The 16,023-nt window shown below is 59.4% G+C and carries 17 protein-coding genes; 9 read left to right on the top strand and 8 right to left on the bottom strand.

Going from position 1 to position 16,023, the window contains the following annotated elements; all coding sequences use genetic code 11:
• The first annotated feature begins 14 nt into the window (after positions 1 to 14).
• The 3 genes from GA830_RS03260 to GA830_RS03250 all read left to right on the top strand — a co-directional run bounded on the left by GA830_RS03260 (position 15) and on the right by GA830_RS03250 (position 1,291).
• Positions 15 to 278 carry a PepSY domain-containing protein gene (locus tag GA830_RS03260; protein ID WP_195163685.1) on the top strand — a complete coding sequence of 88 codons (264 nt, stop codon included), beginning with the start codon at positions 15 to 17 and terminating at the stop codon, positions 276 to 278.
• Between the two features lie 226 nt (positions 279 to 504).
• Entirely contained in the window at positions 505 to 774 is a 270-nt protein-coding gene (locus GA830_RS03255; RefSeq protein ID WP_195163684.1) for a PepSY domain-containing protein, read from the top strand.
• Between the two features lie 94 nt (positions 775 to 868).
• Entirely contained in the window at positions 869 to 1,291 is a 423-nt protein-coding gene (locus GA830_RS03250) for a thermonuclease family protein (protein ID WP_195163683.1), read from the top strand.
• Positions 1,292 to 1,547: 256 nt separating this feature from the next.
• Here the strand turns inward: GA830_RS03250 and GA830_RS03245 are convergent, their stop codons facing one another.
• From GA830_RS03245 to acs, 3 genes are all read right to left on the bottom strand, one after another.
• Entirely contained in the window at positions 1,548 to 1,940 is a 393-nt protein-coding gene (locus GA830_RS03245; RefSeq protein WP_195163682.1) for a carboxymuconolactone decarboxylase family protein, read from the bottom strand.
• Positions 1,941 to 2,109: 169 nt separating this feature from the next.
• On the bottom strand, positions 2,110 to 3,360 hold the full coding sequence (locus GA830_RS03240; protein ID WP_195163681.1) for an MFS transporter: 1,251 nt from the start codon (positions 3,358 to 3,360) through the stop codon (positions 2,110 to 2,112).
• 170 nt (positions 3,361 to 3,530) lie between these two features.
• The gene (gene acs, locus GA830_RS03235) at positions 3,531 to 5,489 is read right to left on the bottom strand and encodes an acetate--CoA ligase (protein ID WP_195163680.1); all 1,959 of its coding nucleotides are present in this window, start codon (positions 5,487 to 5,489) and stop codon (positions 3,531 to 3,533) included.
• 292 nt (positions 5,490 to 5,781) lie between these two features.
• Between acs and GA830_RS03230 the strand changes: the two genes are divergently transcribed.
• Positions 5,782 to 6,054, top strand: coding sequence for an usg protein (locus GA830_RS03230; RefSeq protein ID WP_195163679.1), 273 nt, complete (start codon positions 5,782 to 5,784; stop codon positions 6,052 to 6,054).
• Between the two features lie 46 nt (positions 6,055 to 6,100).
• On the opposite strand, the gene GA830_RS03225 is transcribed toward GA830_RS03230, so the two are convergent.
• Complete coding sequence (locus GA830_RS03225; protein WP_195163678.1) at positions 6,101 to 7,135, bottom strand: aldo/keto reductase; 1,035 nt, start codon at positions 7,133 to 7,135, stop codon at positions 6,101 to 6,103.
• 114 nt (positions 7,136 to 7,249) lie between these two features.
• Between GA830_RS03225 and GA830_RS03220 the strand changes: the two genes are divergently transcribed.
• Positions 7,250 to 8,155 carry a LysR family transcriptional regulator gene (locus tag GA830_RS03220; RefSeq protein WP_195163677.1) on the top strand — a complete coding sequence of 302 codons (906 nt, stop codon included), beginning with the start codon at positions 7,250 to 7,252 and terminating at the stop codon, positions 8,153 to 8,155.
• Positions 8,156 to 8,178: 23 nt separating this feature from the next.
• Here the strand turns inward: GA830_RS03220 and GA830_RS03215 are convergent, their stop codons facing one another.
• A complete protein-coding gene (locus GA830_RS03215; RefSeq protein ID WP_195163676.1) occupies positions 8,179 to 8,841 on the bottom strand; it encodes a YggS family pyridoxal phosphate-dependent enzyme in 663 nt (220 codons plus the stop codon).
• A 99-nt stretch (positions 8,842 to 8,940) separates the two neighbouring features.
• Between GA830_RS03215 and leuS the strand changes: the two genes are divergently transcribed.
• The 3 genes from leuS (at position 8,941) to GA830_RS03200 (ending at position 13,159) form a co-directional block, all read left to right on the top strand.
• Positions 8,941 to 11,586: a leucine--tRNA ligase gene (leuS, locus tag GA830_RS03210; protein ID WP_195163675.1), complete on the top strand. Its 2,646-nt coding sequence runs from the start codon at positions 8,941 to 8,943 to the stop codon at positions 11,584 to 11,586.
• Between the two features lie 16 nt (positions 11,587 to 11,602).
• Positions 11,603 to 12,130, top strand: a complete 528-nt coding sequence (locus tag GA830_RS03205) for an LPS assembly lipoprotein LptE (protein WP_308460466.1) — start codon at positions 11,603 to 11,605, stop codon at positions 12,128 to 12,130.
• 99 nt (positions 12,131 to 12,229) lie between these two features.
• Positions 12,230 to 13,159 carry a 1-acyl-sn-glycerol-3-phosphate acyltransferase gene (locus GA830_RS03200; protein WP_195163673.1) on the top strand — a complete coding sequence of 310 codons (930 nt, stop codon included), beginning with the start codon at positions 12,230 to 12,232 and terminating at the stop codon, positions 13,157 to 13,159.
• An 8-nt stretch (positions 13,160 to 13,167) separates the two neighbouring features.
• Here the strand turns inward: GA830_RS03200 and GA830_RS03195 are convergent, their stop codons facing one another.
• Genes GA830_RS03195 through GA830_RS03185 form a run of 3 tightly spaced genes read right to left on the bottom strand, consistent with a single transcriptional unit; the run spans position 13,168 to position 14,437 of the window.
• Positions 13,168 to 13,770, bottom strand: a complete 603-nt coding sequence (locus tag GA830_RS03195) for a hypothetical protein (RefSeq protein WP_195163672.1) — start codon at positions 13,768 to 13,770, stop codon at positions 13,168 to 13,170.
• A 41-nt stretch (positions 13,771 to 13,811) separates the two neighbouring features.
• The gene (locus tag GA830_RS03190; protein ID WP_195163671.1) at positions 13,812 to 14,141 is read right to left on the bottom strand and encodes a DUF167 family protein; all 330 of its coding nucleotides are present in this window, start codon (positions 14,139 to 14,141) and stop codon (positions 13,812 to 13,814) included.
• Between the two features lie 5 nt (positions 14,142 to 14,146).
• Entirely contained in the window at positions 14,147 to 14,437 is a 291-nt protein-coding gene (locus tag GA830_RS03185) for a YggT family protein (RefSeq protein WP_195163670.1), read from the bottom strand.
• A gap of 399 nt (positions 14,438 to 14,836) precedes the next feature.
• Between GA830_RS03185 and GA830_RS03180 the strand changes: the two genes are divergently transcribed.
• The gene (locus GA830_RS03180) at positions 14,837 to 15,943 is read left to right on the top strand and encodes a porin (RefSeq protein WP_195163669.1); all 1,107 of its coding nucleotides are present in this window, start codon (positions 14,837 to 14,839) and stop codon (positions 15,941 to 15,943) included.
• Positions 15,944 to 16,023 lie beyond the last annotated feature (80 nt).

The following is a 16,023-nucleotide window of genomic DNA, read 5'->3' as shown; positions in this document are numbered from 1 at the left end:
CAAGGAGACCAGCAATGACCCGCTTTGTTCCCGCTCTGATGGCCGTAATTCTGATGTCGGGCCCTGCTGCAGCGCAGACCAAGCCACCCGTGGTGCCAGCGCAGAACGCTATCAAGCTGTCTGAGATCATCACCCGCATAGAGATGCGGGCGCAATTCCACTATATTGAGGCTATCGACTGGGACCGGGGCGGCTTCTACGAAATTACCTATTATACGACCGACAAAGCCAAGGTGGAGATCAAGATCGATCCTGTCACCGGCGAGGCGCGCCTCTAGCTGGCATCTGTTTGTCAAAGCATTGGACGCAGTTCCAGACGCATCGGTCGCGTTAACCCTCCAGCAACTGCTCATCTTGATTTGCATCTTTTGCGTGTATACCGTCGTCGGTTCGAGGTATGGACGTAACGAGCAACCCCCCTTTCGTTCTCTATGCAGACACTGTTGCAGGGTGCGCCAGTGCCTGCCGGAACCATGTGTGCGGGCAAAGATCGAGGATTATTTTATGAGAAGCGCTGCATTTATCCTGGTTGCTGCCAGCACGCTGGCTGCGCCATCACCCTCAGGCGCGCAGATGCGCAACCATGCGTTGCCACCGGAGAACTCGCTCAGACTGTCCGAGATCATCACGCGGGTCGAGCAGCGCGATGGCTTTCGCTTTGTGGATGAGGTGGAGTGGGACCGGGATGGCTATTACGAGGTTTCTTACTACACCGTTGACGGGGCGAAAGTTGAGATCAAGCTTGATCCCGTGACGGGAAGTCCGCGCATGTGACCTTCCGGCAGCGGGAATAAAACCGCTTGTCAAAATTCGCTTATAGGAATAAATACCTTGCATGGTATTTCCTCATGCAAGACACATTTGTCGCGTGTTCGGCGCGATCTGGCTCGCAGGCGCGCTGACCTTCTGGGGAGCCCTTGCGCATTCTGAAAACTTTGAAGGGCCGGTGCGCGCGACAGTGCTGAAGGTGCTGGATGGCGATACGTTTGTAGCGGTTGCGCATATATGGCCCGACCAATCCATCGAGGTGCACGTGCGCGTTCGCGGTATCGACGCGCCCGAAATGAAAAGCCGATGCGCCTCCGAACACGCGGCGGCATTGGACGCGCGTGATGCATTGGCCGACCTGCTGGGGCCGTCCGTTTTCATCTCCAACATTGGCGGCGGGAAGTTCTACGGCCGCATTCTCGCTGACGTGACGACGCGCGAGGGAGACAGGGTCGACGAGATCCTGACGACCATCGCGCTGGCACGACCCTATGCCGGAGGGCGACGAGCCGGCTGGTGTTAGGAATGCGTGAAAAGAAAAGGCCGTCCCTTTGCAGGAACGGCCTTCCGTGTTTCCGTCCATGGCGCGGCTCATAGCGTCGACCCGAAGGTCGTCCGCCGCGCTTGTCGCGCCTAGCGGGAAGACTGCTTCCCGAAAGTGCAATCCGCTGAGCCTGCGTTCTGGAAAACGAAATCACTCGACATCGGATCACCTCCTTTCGATTGTTGAAGACAAGAGTAAGGTGGGACCGATATGCGATTTTGGCAAGGGCTAATTTTCACGTAGCGTTAGCGGTTTCCTCGGCAAATACGGCACGCGCGGCGAGCAAAGCGTTGAGGGCTGATGGAAAGCCGCCATAGACCGCCATCTGCATCATGATCTCGACAATTTGCTGCCGTTTGAGGCCGACATTCAGTCCGGCCTTGATATGCATTTTCAGCTGCGGTTCTGCATTGCCCATGACAGTCAGCGCGGCGATGGTGGCGATTTCCCGCGCTTTCAAATCGAGTTCTGGCCGAGAATAGAGATCACCAAAGGGGAACTCCACCAGCATTGTGGCAAAGTCTGGCGCTATGTCTGCCAACGCCTCTGTAATCTGCGCAGAGGCTTCGGCGTTGATTTTTGAAAGGGTGCGGGTGCCGCGGACGAACCGGGTCTCTGGCTGGGTCATGGGTGGGCCTCGTTCTCGTGGGCCTTGCCCATTGCCAAGGGTGGCCAGACTGAAATCGACGTCGGAACCCATCCCTCCACGCTGGGCACTTATTGGCGCAACGGTGTTTCATGTCCAGATGTTGGCCATTATTTCCGAATGTCCGGCCGATCGCCTGCGAATCGAATGCCTATCGTGCGGCGTCTTCCTCGGTTGTTCGCACATCCATGCTCAAAGTTTCCGGTGTCGTGGTGGGCACGACCGGGATGACACGGAAGTCGGGTCGCAGCGACGGGTGCATCGCCGTGGTTCGTACCGAGCGCCAGAGCGCATAAAGCCCGTAGAGCGCGTATACCCCGCCCATGGCAACGAAAAAGCCGTTCGGTCCCATCTGGTCCATGAGACGCCCACCAAGCTGGGGGCCCACCATGTTGCCGACACCGTAGACGATCAACAGGCCGCCTGAAACCTGGATGAACTCGTCCGCATTGGCCTGGTCGTTGGCATGCGCAACATTGAGCGCGTAGATCGTGAACAGGACGGAACCGAGCGCAAACATGCCTGTGATGATTCCAACCGGTTCAGTTGGCGCCACGATGACCATTGCGACGGAGATCGCCACCCCTATCGCGCCGGCCAGAGCCATCACGTAGCGGCGGTCGAAGCGGTCGGACAGTTTGCCGAACGGCACCTGAAAAACCATCCCCCCGATCATTGCCGCCGTCAGCATCGCCGCGATGCCCGTCGAGGACAGTCCGAGAGCCTGACCATAGAGAGGGCCAAAATAGATCCAGTTACCGAAGATGACGCCGGAGAGAAATGAGCCGACAACAGCCACGGGGGATCTCCTGAATAGTGCGGGCGCGTCGATCGACACCTGTGTGAGTGGTTGGGGAGCTGGCGCAATCGAAAGAGCCACGGGGATGAGGGCTGCTCCAAAAGCAAGGGCTGCCACCATGAACAGGGTCTGGTTCATGATGTCTCCAAGCGGCAGGATGAATTGCCCGGCCGCAACACCTGACATGGAAACGATCATGTAGGCTGCGAAGACAGTGCCGCGATTGGCATTGTCGACCCGCTCATTCAACCAGCTTTCGACGACCATATAGCCGCCAACGAGGGTCAATCCTCCGACAGCCCGGAAGGCAGCCCAGGCAAGTGGGTGTGGCACGAGCGCAAGCAGCAGCATCGAGGCCGCAAGCATGGTCTGCAAGATGGCGAAGACCCGGATGTGGCCGACGCGTCTAACGAAAAGTGGCGTCAGCAGGCAGCCGGCCGTAAAGGCGACCGCGTAGGCTGTTCCGATCCAGGCTATTGTCGTTGACGACCAGCCTTCGGCTGATGCCCGCAAGGGTATCAGCACATTGCCGAGGCCAGCGCCGACCATCATCAGGAAAGTACCCAGAAGAAGCGCCGCAAATGATCGAAGTTGAAGCCACACGATGAACGCTCACGCCATTATCAATGGTCCAATGTAGGCTGCTTCGCAATCGGGCAACCATGCGAAAGCGCCCGGTCCGTGACGCTTTCCAGCTAGTGCGATCTTGCCGAAAAGGTATGTGGTGAGCGCTTATCTGGCGCGCCGTCAGAGTGACGCGCCAGATAAGGGATTCACCCCTTTTTGTTTTGCCGGTTGGCGACAAGATCATCCACGACAGCCGGATCGGCCAGGGTCGAGGTGTCGCCGAGCGCACCAAAATCATCCTCGGCGATCTTGCGCAGGATGCGGCGCATGATTTTGCCGGAGCGCGTCTTGGGCAGGCCGGGCGCGAACTGGATCTTGTCGGGTGAGGCGATGGCGCCGATTTCCTTGCGCACATGGGCAACCAGCTCCTTGCGCAGATCGTCGGTCCATTCCTCGCCGGCCATCAGCGTGACGTAGCAATAAATGCCCTGTCCCTTGATGTCGTGGGGATAGCCGACGACGGCCGCCTCAGAGACTTTTGCGTGGCTGACCAGCGCTGATTCAACCTCCGCCGTTCCCATGCGGTGGCCCGAAACATTGAGCACATCATCCACGCGGCCGGTGATCCAGTAATAGCCGTCGGCATCGCGCCGGCAGCCATCACCGGTGAAATATTTGCCCTTGTAGGTGGAGAAATAGGTCTGGATGAAGCGTTCATGGTCGCCATAGACGGTGCGCATCTGGCCTGGCCAGGAATCGGCGATGCACAGATTGCCGTCGGCAGCCCCTTCGAGCACGGTGCCCTCGCCATCGACCAGCTGCGGCTGGATTCCGAAGAAGGGGCGTGTCGCCGAGCCTGCCTTCAGGTCGGTCGCACCTGGCAGCGGGGTGATCAGAATGCCGCCGGTCTCGGTCTGCCACCAGGTGTCGACAATAGGCACCTTCTTGTTGCCGACAATGTTGAAATACCAGTCCCAGGCTTCCGGATTAATAGGTTCGCCAACCGAACCCAGAACCCTGAGGCTTTTGCGCGAGGATTTTTTGGTCACATAGTCGTTGCCGGCGCCCATCAGCGCGCGGATGGCGGTGGGGGCGGTGTAGAAAATATTGACCTGGTGCTTGTCGACCACCTCCCAGAAGCGAGCCGGCGTCGGGTAGTTGGGCACGCCTTCAAACATCAGCGTGGTGGCGCCATTGGCGAGTGGGCCATAGACGATGTAGCTGTGGCCGGTGACCCAGCCGACATCGGCGGTGCACCAGTAGATATCGCCTTCGTGATAGTCGAATACATATTCATGCGTCATCGACGCATAGACCAGATAGCCGCCGGTGGTGTGCAGCACGCCCTTCGGCTTGCCGGTCGAGCCGGAGGTGTAGAGGATGAACAACGGGTCTTCCGCCTTCATCTTTTCGGGCTTGCAGTCCGGCTTCACTGCCTGGACTGCGTCGTGGTACCAGACGTCGCGGCCATCAGCCCAGCCGATCTTGCCGCCGGTGCGGCGCACGACCAGAACAGTTTTGACCGTCGTGCCGGCCTTTTCGGCAATGTCGACTGCGCGGTCGGTGTTTTCCTTCAGCGGGATGGTCTTGCCACCGCGCAAACCCTCATCGGCGGTGATGACAAAGGTGGATTTACAGTCGTCGATGCGACCGGCCAGCGCGTCGGGTGAAAACCCGCCGAAGACGACCGAATGCACCGCGCCAATGCGCGCGCAGGCGAGCATGGCATAGGTCGCCTCGACGATCATCGGCATGTAGATGGTGACCCGGTCACCCTTCGTGACGCCGTGCGCTTTCATCACATTGGCCAGCCGGCAGACGTGCTCGTAGAGCTCGTTGTAAGTGACCTTCTTGTCGTCGTAGGGGTTGTCGCCTTCCCAGATGATGGCGGTCTGGGTGCCGCGCTTCTTCAAATGCCGGTCAATGCAATTGTAGGCAACATTGGTGAGGCCGTCCTCGAACCATTTGATCGACACTTTGCCGGTAAAGCTGGTGTTCTTCACCTTGGTGTAGGGCTTGAACCAGTCGATGCGCTTGCCGTGCTTGTCCCAGAACTTGTCGGGGTTTTTCACGCTGTCGCGATACCATTTGAGGTAGGTATCATTGTCGATGAGGGCGCGTTCGCGCCAGGCCGGCTGGACGCGATGAAGTTTTGCGTCGGACATTGTTGGTACCCTCCCCAGGTCATGCACTATCGCGCTGCCGATCGTGCAGGCGGTCGGCGGCATTATTAGCATTTGGCACTCAACCACAACATTAGACGATGGACCCGGTGGCGGCTTGACGCAGCCAGGCGCTGGCTATTTGCCTGTTTCGACGTCAGCACTCCCCTAAAGAGGCTGCTAACATATTGTTTTTCCTGAGGGAAAAGGGTCGGGGATGTCGGCCTTCAAGAATCCATTAAGGTTCGAGGATCACACTGGTCTTCGCAAACGTAACAGCGCCGGAAGGACTGACATGCGTAACAATGCCGAGATGGACATGATGCTGAGGGGCTACGGCCTCACCACCGCACAGTTTCTGTATCATATGCCCGACCACCCGCATGTGCTGCAGACGTTTCTCTGGCAGCACTATGATGTGGCACCGAAATTCCCGGCACTGTTTCACTTCATCGAGTTCTGGAAAGCCACGCTCGACGGGCCGCTGCATTCGGTCGCCTATACCCACAAGCAGCTGATCGCGCCGTCGGAATGGCGCAATGTGAGCGGGGAGCTGATCTTGCATTGAGGGGGGAGGGGAGCGGTGCAGTGCACCGTTCCCTGCTGCAGGCAGCTCACACCATCGGCGGGTTCAGCCGGGCAAATCCTTCCTGGCGTTGGTAGGGGAAATAGGGGTAGGGCGCGGTCACTGCGCTGGCCGCATCGAGCCTTGCTATCTGGTCTGCGCTCAGCGCCCATCCGACCGCGCCCAGATTGTCGCGCAGCTGCTTTTCATTGCGGGCGCCGATGATGACGGACGAGACTGTCGGTCGCTGGAGCAGCCAGTTGATGGCGATCTGCGGCACGGTCTTGCCGGTTTCCTTCGTTACGGCGTCCAGCGCCTCGACTACCTTGAACAGATGCTCGTCCTCGACGGGCGGGCCAAACTGCGCCGTTTCGTGCAGACGACTGCCTTCGGGAAGCGGTGTGCCGCGGCGGATCTTTCCGGTCAGGCGGCCCCAGCCGAGCGGCGACCATACCAGCGCGCCAACGCCCTGATCGCGGCCCAGCGGCATCAGCTCCCATTCGTAATCGCGACCCAGAAGCGAATAATAGACCTGGTGGGCGACATAGGGCGACCAGCCATTCTGCTGGGCGATGCCTTGCGATTTCATCAGCTGCCAACCGGAAAAGTTGGAGACGCCGGTGTAACGCAGCTTGCCGGCGCGGATCAGCGCGTCCAGCGTCGACATCACTTCCTCAATCGGCGTCGCGGCGTCATAGGCGTGTAGCTGCAGAAGATCGATATAGTCGGTGCCGAGACGTTTCAGCGCCTTGTCGACCGCGCTGATCAACCGCGAACGCGAGGTGCCGTAGTCAGCCGGGCCATCGCCTGTCGGCAAGGCCATCTTTGTCGAGATCAGCACTTTGTCGCGGCGGCCTTTGATCGCCTCGCCCAGCACAGTTTCGGAGGCGCCGTCCGAATAGACATCGGCGCTGTCGAACAAATTGACGCCGGCATCGAGGCAGATGTCAACCAAGCGTCGCGCTTCCTGCGCATCACTGGTGCCCCAGGCGCCGAACAGGGGGCCGGAGCCGCCAAAAGTGCCGGCTCCAAAACTGAGAGCCGGCACCCTGAGGCCGGATGCGCCGAGATTTCTATATTCCATCTGCTTGTCCTTTGGTGAGGAACGCGATTGCGCGCTGGTTGGCTGGAGATGGGTGCGAGAGGATTTGTGAGCCAGACTTGAATTTGAGCAACATAATGTGAAATACATTCACAAATGAGCCACATAGAACTCAACCGATCCGGCGAGATCGAAGTCTTTTTAAGGGTAGTCGAGCTGGGCAGCCTGTCGGCTGCAGGGCGCGCGTTGCGGCTGACACCGTCGGCAGTCAGCAAGCTGGTGACACGGCTCGAAGATCGGCTGGGCACCGTGCTTTTGCGCCGCACGACACGCAAATTGCAGGTCACCGCGGAAGGTGCGGCTTTTTATGAAAAAGGCCTGCAAATACTGGCTGACCTAGACGAGGCCGAGCGCGAGGCTTCACGGGGGGCTGCGCCGCGAGGCCGACTGCGGGTGAACTCGTTCGTGCCGTTCGGCCAGCATGTGCTGATCCCGTTGATCCCGGCCTTTCAGGTGGCACATCCCGAAGTGCAGGTGGATCTGATGTTGACCGACCGGATCGTCGACCTTCTCGACGAGCGGGCCGATGTCGCCATCCGCGCCGGGCCGCTTGCAGATTCGCGGTTGACGGCACGCAAGCTTGGCCAAAGCCCGATGGTGCTTGTGGCAGCTCCAGCCTATCTCGAAAAGCACGGGACACCGGATGCACCGGCCGATCTCGACCGGCACAGCCTGATTGGCTTTTGTTTCACACGCCATGTCGCCGGGTGGACACTGACGGGCCGGGACGGGGATGACATTCGGGTGGTGCCCTCAGGCGGGCCGCTGGTCAGTGATGGGGAGGCTATGCGTCTTCTGGCGTTGGCCGGAGGCGGCATCGCGCAACTGGCGCGGTGGCATGTCGCGCGGGATATGGCAGACGGTCGACTGATCGAGGTGATGGGCGCGTTTCGCTCCCGAGAGGCAGAGCCGGTCCATGCCGTTTATGTCGGGGCGTCGCGCCATTTGCCGGCGCGGGTCCGGGCGTTTGTCGATTTTCTGGCTCAAAGCGTCGCCCTTTGACCCAACTTCGCGGCACAGCTGGCCTAGCGGGAGCCGAAAATGGCGGAACCGACGCGCACACTGGTGGCACCAAAGGCGGTGGCGGTTTCATAATCACCCGACATGCCCATCGAAAGTTTTGCCACGCCGGCCTCGCGGGAAAGCTTTTCCAGGAGGGCAAAATGGGGGCCGGGATTCTCGTCGGCGGGCGGGATGCACATCAGGCCTTCGATCTTGAGGCCATGGACATCACGGCAGCGCGAGACGAAGGCGACTGCCTCGGTTGGCTCGATGCCGGCCTTTTGTGGTTCGGAGCCTGTGTTGACCTGGACATAAAGCCGCAAGTCTTTCTTTTGTTTTGTGATTTCGGCGCCGAGCGCGGCTGCGATCTTTTCACGGTCGACGGTTTCGATCACATCAAACAGCGCCACCGCGTCGGCTGCCTTGTTGGATTGGAGCGGGCCGATCAGGTGCAGCTCGAGGTCTGGAAACGCAGCCCGCAGAGCAGGCCATTTGCCTTGCGCCTCCTGGACCCGGTTCTCGCCGAAGACGCGCTGGCCTCCGTCGAGGACGGGACGGATTTCGTCAGCGTCAAAGGTCTTTGATACAGCCACCAGCGTCACTGCATCCGCCGGCCTCCCGGCCTCCTCAGAAGCGGCGGCAATGCGCTGTTTTACCTCATGAAAAGCGGCGGTTATGTCGTGCATGAACGCTTCTTCCTAGTCTCCATTTGCCGCCCGGAGTTGACGGGTTCGGCAAAGCATGGTGAACGTCTCCGGCATTTCTTCATAGGCGAAAATACGGGCATGGCAACCGAACGATACAACCCTCGCGCAGCAGAGCCGAAGTGGCAAAAGGCGTGGAACGAGGCGGAACTCTTCACCACGAAGAATGACGACCCGCGCCCGAAATATTTTGTGCTCGAGATGTTCCCCTATCCGTCGGGTCGCATCCATATGGGCCACGTGCGCAACTATACGATGGGCGATGTCATCGCCCGCTGGCGCCGGGCCATGGGCTACAATGTGCTGCATCCGATGGGCTGGGATGCATTCGGTCTTCCGGCCGAGAATGCGGCGCGCGACAACAAGGTCAATCCGCGCGACTGGACCTATGCCAATATCGAGACAATGAAGGGCCAGCTCAAGACCATGGGTCTCTCGCTGGACTGGGCGCGCGAATTCGCCACCTGTGATCCAGATTATTATCGCCACCAGCAAAAGCTGTTCGTTGATTTTTGGAGTGCCGGGCTGGTGGAGCGCCGGTCGGCCAAGGTGAACTGGGACCCCGTCGACATGACGGTGCTCGCCAACGAGCAGGTGATCGACGGTCGCGGCTGGCGCTCGGATGCGCTGGTGGAACAGCGTGACCTGACGCAATGGTTTTTCAAGATCACGAGCATGGCGCAGGAGCTTCTGGACGGGCTGGATACGCTCGACCGCTGGCCCGAAAAAGTGCGCACCATGCAGGCGAACTGGATTGGCCGCTCGGAAGGCATGTTGCTGCGCTGGAAGCTTGATGCCGCAAGCGCGCCGGAGGGCGAGAGCGAGCTGGAGGTTTACACGACCCGGCCGGATACGATTTTCGGCGCTTCCTTCATGGCAGTGGCCGCGGATCATCCCCTGGCGCGCAAGGCGGCTGAAAATAACCCCGAACTGAAGGCGTTCATCGATGAAGTGCGCCATATGGGCACCTCGGCCGAAGCGTTGGAAACTGCCGAAAAGCGGGGCTTTGACACCGGTGTTCGCGTGGTTCATCCGTTTGATGAAAGCTGGACGCTGCCGGTCTATGTCGCCAATTTCGTGCTGATGGATTACGGCACGGGCGCGATCTTTGGCTGCCCGTCCGGCGACCAGCGGGATCTTGATTTCGCCAACAAGTATGGCCTGAAAGTTGTGCCTGTCGTCATGCCTGAAGATGGCGATGCAGCGACATTCCAGATCATCGACGAGGCGTTTGTTGATGATGGCGTGATGATCAATTCGCGCTTTCTCAATGGCATGACGCCGAAGGCGGCTTTTGATGACGTTGCGAAGCGGCTGAGCGAGACCACGATCAATGGGCGTCCACAGGGCGAACGCAAGGTGCAGTTTCGCCTGCGCGACTGGCTGATTTCGCGCCAGCGCTATTGGGGCTGCCCCATCCCGGTCATCCACTGCCAGTCCTGTGGTGCTGTACCGGTGCCAGACAAGGATCTGCCGGTCGAACTGCCGATGGACGTTACTTTTGATAAGCCTGGCAACCCACTGGATCACCATCCGACATGGAAGCATGTGGACTGTCCGACATGTGGCTCAAAGGCCGTGCGCGATACCGACACGATGGATACATTTGTGGATTCGTCATGGTATTTTGCCCGCTTTACCGATCCGTGGAATGAAAACGCGCCAACGACGCTTTCGGCGGTGGACGGGGCCAACGGCTGGCTGCCGGTGAACCAGTATATTGGCGGTGTCGAGCATGCGATCCTGCATCTGCTTTATTCACGGTTCTTCATACGGGCGATGAAGGTTACCGGGCATCTGAATGCCGTTGAAGAGCCATTCGACGGGCTTTTCACGCAGGGCATGGTGGTGCACGAGACCTATCGTGCCGGTAGCGGTGGCAAGGGTCGCTTTGTTCAGCCGTCAGAGGTGGAGATCGAGGAGATCGATGGAAAGCGCAGTGCAACGCTGATTGCCGACGGCTCTCCGGTCGAGATCGGCGCTATCGAGAAGATGTCGAAATCGAAGAAGAATGTGGTTGATCCCGATGACATTCTGGCCAGCTATGGTGCCGACACCGCGCGCTGGTTTGTGCTGTCGGATTCCCCGCCTGAACGCGACGTGATCTGGACCGAGGCCGGCGTTGAAGGCGCGCACCGCTTTGTGCAGCGCGTCTGGCGGCTGGTCTCGGAAACCGCGCCGCATCTGGCCGGCATCGCGCCGCAGGCAGGCAGTGCGGGCGAAGCTGCGCAGCTTTCCGCGGCTGCCCATAAGACAGTAAAGGCAGTGGGTGAGGATATCGGTCGGCTTGGCTTCAACAAGGCCGTCGCGCGGCTCTACGAACTGGTCAATGTGTTGAACGCGCAGGCAGGCCCGCTGGCGGCCGGCACGGCGAAGCCAGAGATGGCGGGTGCCCTGCGTGAAGCCACGGAAATGCTGGTCCTGATGATCGCGCCGATGATGCCGCATCTGGCAGAGGAATGCTGGTCGGCCCTGGGTGGCCAGGATTTCGTCGCCAACCAGCCGTGGCCTGCCTTTGAGGCGGGGCTAACCGTCGACAATGATGTCACCTATCCGGTGCAGGTGAACGGCAAGAAGCGTGGCGATTTGACAATTGCCCGCGACGCAGACCAAGGTACAGTCGAGCAAGCGGCGCTCGCCCTCGACTTCGTGCAGAAGGCGCTTGAGGGCAAGCCGCCTCGTAAAGTGATCGTCGTTCCGCAGAGAATCGTCAATGTCGTTGCCTGAGCGAAACAGCACTATCGTGAGCCTGCTGCTTCGGGCAGCGGTGGTTACCTGCGTGGCCTTTACTGCAGCCTGCACTGTGCGGCCGCTTTATGGAACCTATGTCGCGACCACAAGCGGGGGAGCCGATATGGGGACGGCACTTCAGTCCGTGTCGATCAAACCGGAATCGACACGCTATGGCCAGGAGATGCGCAACCATCTGATTTTCCTGTTCGGTGGTGGCAAGGGGCAACCCGCCAGTCCGGTCTATACGCTCGATCTTGGGGTTGTGGCGCAAAAAGAGGCTGCGGCGATCATTCAGGTGGGTGATGAAGACGAGCCGACGGCTGGTACAGTCACCATGGTTTCGAACTACCGACTGTCCAAGGATGGTGCGGCGGTGGGGAGTGGGCGCCGCCAGATTTCTTCGTCCTATGACGCCCCACGGCAGGAATTTGCCAAAATGCGGGCAATTCGAGATGCTGAGAACCGGGCCGCGCGTGAACTTGCAGAACTTGTGCGGCTGGCTGTTGCGCAGGATATCGAACGCCTGGCCTCCCGCTAGCGGCACGCGAGGAACAACATTCGCGGCGTTTTTGGTGTAGGCTGCGTGTCATGACCGCGTCACAGGTTTGGGCCAAACAGCGCTAACGGAGTTCAGGGAATGGATTCGCGGATGACGCCATCCGGCTTCACAGCAACGCTCGGTGCGCGGTGGTTTGGAACCACAGGCGACAATGCGCATATCGTCGACCAGATGATCGCCGAGCGGTCGACCAAGCTGTCGCGCCATCCCATGTGGCCGCTGCTGCGGCCGTTCCTGCTGCGCTTTTTGCATTATCGCCAGGCGGTCGACATGGCCGACACGGTTGCCGACATGTCCGGTTGGGATGCCATGTCCTACCTCAGCGACCTGCTGTCACTGGATGTTACGGTGGACGGCCTTGAAAACCTTCCGAGAAACGAGGGTTTTATTCTCGCGCCCACCCATCCGACCGGCATCCCCGACGGGGTCGCGATTTTCGATGTGCTGAAGAATGTACGTCCCGACATGGCGATCTTTGCCAACCGCGATGCGCTGCGCGTGGCCAATGGCCTACGCGATCTGATTATTCCCGTGGAATGGCGGCAGGGCGAAAAATCACACGCCAAGAGCCGCGATACGCTTGAAATGACAGCCCGCGCCTTCGCCGCCAACAAGGCGGTGGTTCTGTTTCCGTCGGGTCGCATAGCCTATTGGAACGAAGATGTTCTGACCGAGCGCCCGTGGCAGACGTCGATTGTCTCGCTTGCCCGTCGCTATCGCTATCCGGTTGTTCCGGCGCGGATCACGGCGCGTAACTCGGGGCTGTTTTATCTGCTGTCCAAATATTCCACCGAACTGCGCGACATGACGATCTTCCATGAGCTGCTCAACAAAAAGGGCCGCGCCTTTTCTGTGACGATCGGAAAACCTATCGCCCTTGAAGCGCTAGACGGCGAGCCGGCTGAACTGGCCGCGCAATTGCAACAGCACACAGTGCACGCGATTGCCGCTGACCGCGATGCTGAATTTTGTTCCGCGCCAGCGGCACCGGGGAGCCGGTCCTCATAGGGCGGGTATCAGTTCTCCGTGCGGGAGAATTCGGGCAGTTCTATATCTCCGCTGACGACAGTGCGCTGATCTGCGCCGCAGACAAAGGTGAGGGTCTGTTCGTCGGCGATCTTGCGGGCCATCTCATTGGCGCTGCTGTTGCCCGTGGCGACCACCAGCCCGATGACACAGCTTTCGCGCTCGACCATCTGGGCAACCTTTGAGACCACCAGCACTTCAATTTTGGTGTCCGAGTCTTCCGGACTGCTGACATTTCGACGATGGATGGTGGCGAAGGGGACCTTGCGGTCGCCGAAGGCCTCGACGCGCCATTCGATCTTCGGGCCGGATGAATTGAAGGCGCTGAAGCTTTCCCAGGCCGGGGCAACGTCGCCTGCCGGCGGAAAGCCGTAGAAAAGCGATTCACGTGCGTCATTGTAGGAAAGGAGCACTGGAAAGCCGCGATAGCCGGCACAGGCAAGATTGGCCCATTCACCGTCGCCTTCTGCAGCAGTTGCATAGGTGACGCAATCTTTCACCGTATCCAGATCCGTATATTCGCTCGAAATCTCACCCGCCAGGGCAGGGGCTGAGACTAGAATTACCATAAGGGCTGCAGGGAATGTACGCATGTCGTCCTTGCTCCGTGTCAGAAATGCAAACTAAGGGCAAATCACGGATCCGCCAAGCACCCGATCAGACCTTGCAGCCGTTTTGCGGTTTCAGCTGGATCGCCCGCGATGCGTACGGTCTTGATCCGCGAAGTCGAGCCTGACGCCAGCGCCACATCCCGCACCGGAACACCAAGCCATGTGCTGACGAGGCGTTCCAGCGCAGTGTTTGCCCTGCCACCTTCCGGCACAGAACGGACGCGCACCTTGATATAAATCCTGCCGTCCGCGGCTTCCATCAGTCCGTCTATCGTGTCGGTTGCGGCGCGCGGGGTTAGCCTCACCTGAATATCGAGACCGTCGCTGCGTAGCCGGACCGGGCTTGCGCGCATGTGGTTCAGATCACCATCGGGGCGACGGTCTGGATCAGAAACTGACGGATGAAAAAGATGATGAGCAAGAGGACGATGGGTGCGATGTCGATGCCACCGAGATCTGGCATCCGGTTCCGAATTGGCCTCAGGGCCGGTTCCGTCACACGAAACAGCGCGTTGCCGATCGCGGCGATGGCCTGGTTGCGCGGATTGACGACATTGAACGCATAGAGCCAGGAGAAGATCGCCGAACCGATGATCAGCCACCAGAAAATGTCGAGCGCCATGAGGATGGTCTGGATCAGAGCGAGCATGCGGGTCTCCTTTGGTTGCCGACATGTAGCCACTGGCTGCATCTGCGGCAAGTGGTTGCAAGCGTCGCGCATGCCAGCCTGCTTGCCCACTAAAAATTCGCGCACATGCTGGGCTCAGCCGGGAGAGCGCGCCGATGGCAATGGCAAGGTCAGGAATTTGGTCCTCCTCAGTTCCACCTTGGGCCTCCAGCAAAGAGTTTCAGATGCAATTAGAGGTTGCCTTTGCGGCAGTCGTTACTTTTCGGCCACAGTGGCAAACACATCGTCCAAGAGGTCGCTCGAAAGGCATTTTTTTTTCGTGCACTCGGGGAGGGAATCCCCAAATGAAGCGGCGGGGGCTAGTTCACCTTTGAATGTGTGGTTCTGCGGAACTGCCCGCAAAAATTTTCGGAGCATAGAATGAATATCAGAAGTCTTATTCTCGGATCGGCAGCATCGCTTGTCGCCATTTCAGGCGCCCGCGCCGCGGACCCTGTCGTTTTGGCGGAGCCGGAGCCAGTTGAATATGTTCGCGTCTGTGACGTTTACGGCGCAGGATTTTATTACATGCCAGGTACTGAAACCTGCCTGAACGTTGGCGGCTACGTCCGTTACGACATCGGCGCCGGTTTCCTCGGTCACGAAGACGTGGTCGACAAGAAGGACCTGGTGAACGGCATCGTTGACTTCAACGACACCTACTACAAGCGTGCTCGCGCAGCCCTGAAGCTTGACGCCCGCACCGACACCGAGCTCGGCACGCTGCGCTCGTTCATGCAGATCAATTTCAACTGGGACACGACAACGCTCGCCACCAACTTCGGCGATGTCACCAGCACGAAGCAGGCTGTCGACGTTGAGCACGCCTACATCGAGCTCGGCGGCTTCCTGATCGGTCGCACCGATACGTTCTTTGACACGTTCTCCAACTATGCCGGCAACGTGATCAATGACGATCTGATCGCCTATGGCCCGACTTCAAAGTCGATCCACACCATCTCTTACACTTTCCACGGCACCAACGGCTTCTCGGCCGGTCTGGCGCTGGAAGAAGGCTATGACGATTACACGATCGACAGCTATGTTCCTCACGTCACCGGCGGTGTGAAGTTCACGCAGGGCTGGGGCGGCGTATCGGTCATGGGTGGCTATGATTCGGTCTATGAAGAATGGGCTGCCAAGGCACGCCTGGACTTCGTGGCCACGCAAACGATCTCGGCCTTCGTCATGGGTGGCTTCAAGAGCGACGATGCTGGCGAGCCAAACTTCTACGGTCAGTGGGGCGGCGACTGGGCTGTCTGGGGCGGCATGACGGCGACAGTTTCGCCGAAGGCAGCTTTCAACGTTCAGCTGAGCTACGACGATCACCAGAACTTCGCGGCCGTTGCCAATGTCGCTTACGAACTGGTGCCCGGCCTGACGATCACGCCAGAAGTTGTCTATGCTGACAACTTCGATGACGACACTGTCGATGCGTTTGACGGTGGCAAGTTCGGCGGTTTCCTGCGCTTCCAGCGCAGCTTCTAAGCTTCTGAACAATTGCCGGCATTTCAGTGTCGGTCGTTTCTGCTCTGGGCCCCGCTTGCGGGGCCCTTTGTATTTTAACA

The sequence above is a fragment of the Mesorhizobium sp. NBSH29 genome, from assembly GCF_015500055.1.
In the GTDB taxonomy this organism is placed as follows: Bacteria; Pseudomonadota; Alphaproteobacteria; order Rhizobiales; family Rhizobiaceae; genus Neomesorhizobium.
Note: the sequence above shows the minus strand (reverse complement) of the source record. Positions and strands in the feature narration are given on the sequence as shown.

Bases quoted from the DNA above. Each gene is read 5' to 3' on its own strand.
- GA830_RS03220 (WP_195163677.1), top strand. From the start codon at position 7,250: ATGAGCCACATAGAACTCAACCGATCCGGCGAGATCGAAGTCTTTTTA.
- GA830_RS03225 (WP_195163678.1), bottom strand. From the start codon at position 7,135: ATGGAATATAGAAATCTCGGCGCATCCGGCCTCAGGGTGCCGGCTCTC.
- GA830_RS03180 (WP_195163669.1), top strand. From the start codon at position 14,837: ATGAATATCAGAAGTCTTATTCTCGGATCGGCAGCATCGCTTGTCGCC.
- GA830_RS03245 (WP_195163682.1), bottom strand. From the start codon at position 1,940: ATGACCCAGCCAGAGACCCGGTTCGTCCGCGGCACCCGCACCCTTTCA.
- acs (WP_195163680.1), bottom strand. From the start codon at position 5,489: ATGTCCGACGCAAAACTTCATCGCGTCCAGCCGGCCTGGCGCGAACGC.
- GA830_RS03215 (WP_195163676.1), bottom strand. From the start codon at position 8,841: ATGCACGACATAACCGCCGCTTTTCATGAGGTAAAACAGCGCATTGCC.
- GA830_RS03185 (WP_195163670.1), bottom strand. From the start codon at position 14,437: ATGCTCGCTCTGATCCAGACCATCCTCATGGCGCTCGACATTTTCTGG.
- GA830_RS03200 (WP_195163673.1), top strand. From the start codon at position 12,230: ATGGATTCGCGGATGACGCCATCCGGCTTCACAGCAACGCTCGGTGCG.
- GA830_RS03190 (WP_195163671.1), bottom strand. From the start codon at position 14,141: ATGCGCGCAAGCCCGGTCCGGCTACGCAGCGACGGTCTCGATATTCAG.
- GA830_RS03260 (WP_195163685.1), top strand. From the start codon at position 15: ATGACCCGCTTTGTTCCCGCTCTGATGGCCGTAATTCTGATGTCGGGC.
- GA830_RS03195 (WP_195163672.1), bottom strand. From the start codon at position 13,770: ATGCGTACATTCCCTGCAGCCCTTATGGTAATTCTAGTCTCAGCCCCT.
- GA830_RS03230 (WP_195163679.1), top strand. From the start codon at position 5,782: ATGCGTAACAATGCCGAGATGGACATGATGCTGAGGGGCTACGGCCTC.
- leuS (WP_195163675.1), top strand. From the start codon at position 8,941: ATGGCAACCGAACGATACAACCCTCGCGCAGCAGAGCCGAAGTGGCAA.
- GA830_RS03255 (WP_195163684.1), top strand. From the start codon at position 505: ATGAGAAGCGCTGCATTTATCCTGGTTGCTGCCAGCACGCTGGCTGCG.